At 43.3% G+C, this 3952-nt stretch carries 4 protein-coding genes; 3 read left to right on the top strand and 1 reads right to left on the bottom strand.

The window, feature by feature from the left end; genetic code table 11:
• On the bottom strand, positions 1–752 hold a 752-nt coding region (locus NJ959_RS26810), incomplete at its 3' end, for an NFACT family protein (RefSeq protein WP_254014815.1).
• A 140-nt stretch (positions 753–892) separates the two neighbouring features.
• On the opposite strand from NJ959_RS26810, the gene remA reads away from it, so the two are divergent.
• The 3 genes from remA (at position 893) to NJ959_RS26795 (ending at position 3591) form a co-directional block, all read left to right on the top strand.
• Positions 893–1159, top strand: coding sequence for an extracellular matrix/biofilm regulator RemA (remA, locus tag NJ959_RS26805; RefSeq protein ID WP_254014814.1), 267 nt, complete (start codon positions 893–895; stop codon positions 1157–1159).
• 36 nt (positions 1160–1195) lie between these two features.
• Positions 1196–1759, top strand: coding sequence for a guanylate kinase (gene gmk / locus NJ959_RS26800; RefSeq protein WP_254014813.1), 564 nt, complete (start codon positions 1196–1198; stop codon positions 1757–1759).
• A 683-nt stretch (positions 1760–2442) separates the two neighbouring features.
• Complete coding sequence (locus NJ959_RS26795) at positions 2443–3591, top strand: ferrochelatase (RefSeq protein WP_254014812.1); 1149 nt, start codon at positions 2443–2445, stop codon at positions 3589–3591.
• Positions 3592–3952 lie beyond the last annotated feature (361 nt).

The following is a 3952-nucleotide window of genomic DNA, read 5'->3' as shown; positions in this document are numbered from 1 at the left end:
ACTCCCCACTCCCCACTCCCCAATACTTCTAGCCATTTTTGCCAGTATTGAAAGAGTTGTTGCCAGTCAGATAATGTTAAACTTTCGGTAGACTGCTCTGGATCTAATCCTGCTATCTTTACCATAGAACGTACCAGTGCCGGACTCAACCCTCGGTAACTTTTGAGTAACTGACGCGATAGCTTTCCTGGTATTAAACTAACTCTTTCTTGCCAACGTTCTTGAGATTCTGTTAAACTGGGAGGAGTACCAGTTAATGCTGGGGGTAATTCATAAGGTTGTCCCGTTTGGATAGGGCGAACACTCGATTGCCTATCGCTAACTTGATGAGCAGCAGTAACAATTAAATTATTGGCATCAGCGAGAATTACATTACTGTATTTTCCCATAATTTCCACATACAAATGCCAAATAGCAGGATCGTTTGGTCGTTTAGAAAATTGTAAATCTAATACCCGCTCCCAAGGTGATACTATTTCAATAGCAACCAAAGCTAAACCATTTAATTGATGTCGCAATTGATCGCTAAAAGTAAATGTATCAGGAATGCGCGGGGGTGAATCGCCAAGGCAAATCCGTGCGGCTTGGGGATGCCAAGATAGAGTAAGCCAACCTCTGCCTTTGAGAGTACGCAAGCCGAGGGCAATCGTATAGCGATCGCGCTGATATACTTGTTCAATCCTTCCAGGTATCCAGTCAGTCCGTAGATCGGAACAAGCGGCGATGAGAGTGGTAAAGTCAACTAGTTGCATATTTTATCAGAATGGGGAATAGGGAGTAGGGAATGGGGAGTAGGGCAGTTTTGAGTTTTGACTTTGTAAGGCTGAATTTTTGTAGATACCATTGACGTAATTCTCTTTTCCTCGCTCTTAAAAACCTCTTGCCATTTCTCATGGATATTCAACTAATCAATATCGGTTTTGGTAACATAGTGTCGGCAAACCGAGTCATTGCGATAGTTTCGCCAGAGTCTGCCCCCATCAAGCGTATTATTGCAGATGCTCGCGATCGCGGACAGCTCATTGATGCCACCTACGGGCGACGCACCAGGGCTGTCATTGTTACTGATTCAAGCCACATCATCCTCTCGGCAATTCAGCCAGAAACTGTCGCCCATCGCTTCCTTTTTAGCAAAGATGACGGTAACGGCCATAATTAATTTAAGTCTGAACTACTCTAACTCGTTTTAATTTCCATGGAATTGGGCAAACTAATTGTATTTACTGGGCCAAGTGGTGTTGGGAAAGGAACTTTACTCCGTGCTATCCTGGAAAAATATCCGGAATTAGAAATTTCCATCTCCGCCACCACCCGCCCACCTCGGCAGGGCGAAGTTAATGGCAAACACTATTATTTTGTCAGCCGCGACAAGTTTGAGGCAATGGCAGCCGCAGGTGAGTTGTTGGAATGGGCTGAATATGCTGGCAATTATTACGGTACTCCTCGCACCCCCGTTGAAGAAAAAATTCAACTGGGTAAGTTTGTTATCTTAGAGATTGAGTTAGTTGGAGCCAGGGAAATTAACAAAACTTTTCCCAATGCCTTGCGTATTTTTGTTCTCCCTCCTAGTTTAGCTGAATTAGAACGGCGAATTCGCGATCGCGCCCAAGATAGTGAAGATGCGATCGCGCGTCGTCTTGACCGTGCTAAGATTGAAATTGATGCGGCTGATGAGTTTGATGTGCAAATTATTAATGATGACTTTGATATTGCCCTTCTTAACCTAGAACATGCGATTTTTTCACCAGGAATCTATTAAGCTAAGTTTTGATTGCAGTCCCATTCCACAGTCACGCCTAACTGAGTCGATGAGGGCGATAAGAGAGATTATAAAATCTTAAATTGGCTCACAATAGCATAAAAATTTAGTAAAGGTTATTAGCCCTCCTTTGGATTATCAGCCCATAGTAGCTGAAACGACGCAATCTCGTCAAGTATTGAGAATTAATCTTAATAAAATTAACGAAGTTAAGGCACTTTCAGCCTTCGCTCATTTGTTACGTTATGTAAATTACTTTTTTTTTGAGGGAGAGGGGTTGGGGGTGAGGGCAAAACTGTCTACTCCGGATACCGAGATCCCGGACTTGGAGCCTTCAAAGAATAGCGATAACTTGCACCCAACTATTGAGTCGATTTAACTGTCAACTCAACAAGAAACTCGGTTTCTCAAGCCATCAACTGAACACGAACCTGGTTTCTCAAAGAAACCAGAATTCTGAAGCTGTCTATGTTCCGATTAGCCATTGAAAAAATTAAAGACTTATTTTCATTTTTACCTCTCAGGCTTTGTATCCTTGCTGGGATAAGGGATAGAAGTAACTTATACCTAAAAATATGCCCCCAGAGGGGATGCTACTCTAAAGATTAGTAGGGATAGCTTAGTCCAAACAAAACCAAGATATCCCCTACTATCGATGTTCAATCTACTAATAGGAAAGTGAAGTGGTAGCCACTCCTGAAAAACTAAAACCTGTAACATCCCCTACTGAAGGGAAGGATAGAGTCGCGGTATTACTCATGGGTTACGGTGAAGTCGAAAGCTACGAAGACTTCGCTAACTATAACGAACAAGCCTTAAACTTGCTCACTGCCAAATTTGCCCCCGTACCCACCTGGATTTATCCACCACTAGCGAAACTTCTGGCAATTTTTGATTTTCACGAGTGGGGACATCAGCACAATAACTTTATCTCACCCCACAATGCCATTTTTGAGCAACAACGGGCTGGTATTGAAAAAAACCTCCAAGAAAAATGGGGAAATCGCGTCCAAGTTTTTAAAGCCTTTAACTTCTGTGCCCCTTTTCTACCGGAGCAAGTCCTGGCAGAAATTAAAGCCCAAGGCTTTGACAAACTCCTCATCTATCCTCTACTAGTGGTTGATTCTATTTTCACCAGCGGTATTGCTGTTGAACAGGTGAATAAAGCCCTGGTAACATTAACCGATGGTAACGAACATTGGCTCAAAGGACAGCGTTACATCCCGTCGTTTTACAACGAACCAGAGTATATTAAACTCCTCGCCCGCCTAGTGGAGGAGAAAATAGCCGCCGAGTTAACAGTCGCACACCAACCCTCACAAATTGGTATTGTGTTAATGAATCACGGCTGCCCTCACAAGGCGAAAGGCTTTACCTCTGGCATTATGGAAAGTGAAGCACTTTATGAGGAAGCACGGAAGGAGCTAATTAATAAGTATCCTCTCATTTCAGTAGGTTGGCTGAATCACCAAACCCCCTTGATTGAATGGACTCAGCCTAATGTTGAGTTAGCTGCTAATAATTTAATCGATTTGGGGGCAACAGCGATTGTCTTTATGCCAATTGGTTTTGCCACAGAAAATCATGAGACGCTTTTGGATGTACATCATATCGTCCATGCCCTCAAGCGCCGCAGTCCTGACGTTACTTACATTGAAATGCCTTGCGTCAATGACCATCATGACTTTTTAGAGATGGTAGCAGATTGGGCACATCCTCAGATTGAGGCGCTATTATCAGAAACTCCGCTTTCTGTCAATACCCAATTGGCAGCGGCACAGGCATCAAGTCACCATCACCACCATCACGATCATCATCACCATCATCACTAACAGGAGAGTCGTCAACCCGGTTTTTTAACCCAATTGCGTCATTTCAGCTTGAGGGAGAGAACGAAAAACCGGGATTCTTGGGCGATTGGGGGTAACTCCAAAATAAATTATCGGAAATGGTTGCAATTTTCGTGAAAACAGAGTATGATAGTTTTCAAATAACCAATAACCAATAACCAATAACCAGGCGGCGGACAGCTATCCCTTCTACCTTTAGAATGTGGAAAGCATATCCGCCGCTTTCTTTAGCGATTTGATGAATTGGACTTTCTGCCCTGCAAGAATCAATTTTTTAAGGTTAGGTCTGTGACATCTCCTACACCAACCTGGGTACAGGTATGGTGTAGGCTTCCAAACCAGT

The organism is Limnofasciculus baicalensis BBK-W-15, from assembly GCF_024178385.1.
Lineage (GTDB): Bacteria > Cyanobacteriota > Cyanobacteriia > Cyanobacteriales > Coleofasciculaceae > Limnofasciculus > Limnofasciculus baicalensis.
This window is presented reverse-complemented; position numbering and strand designations above follow the sequence as displayed.

What these genes read in the sequence shown, in the direction of transcription:
- remA (WP_254014814.1), top strand. Translation starts at nt 893, where the DNA reads ATGGATATTCAACTAATCAATATCGGTTTTGGTAACATAGTGTCGGCA.
- gmk (WP_254014813.1), top strand. Translation starts at nt 1,196, where the DNA reads ATGGAATTGGGCAAACTAATTGTATTTACTGGGCCAAGTGGTGTTGGG.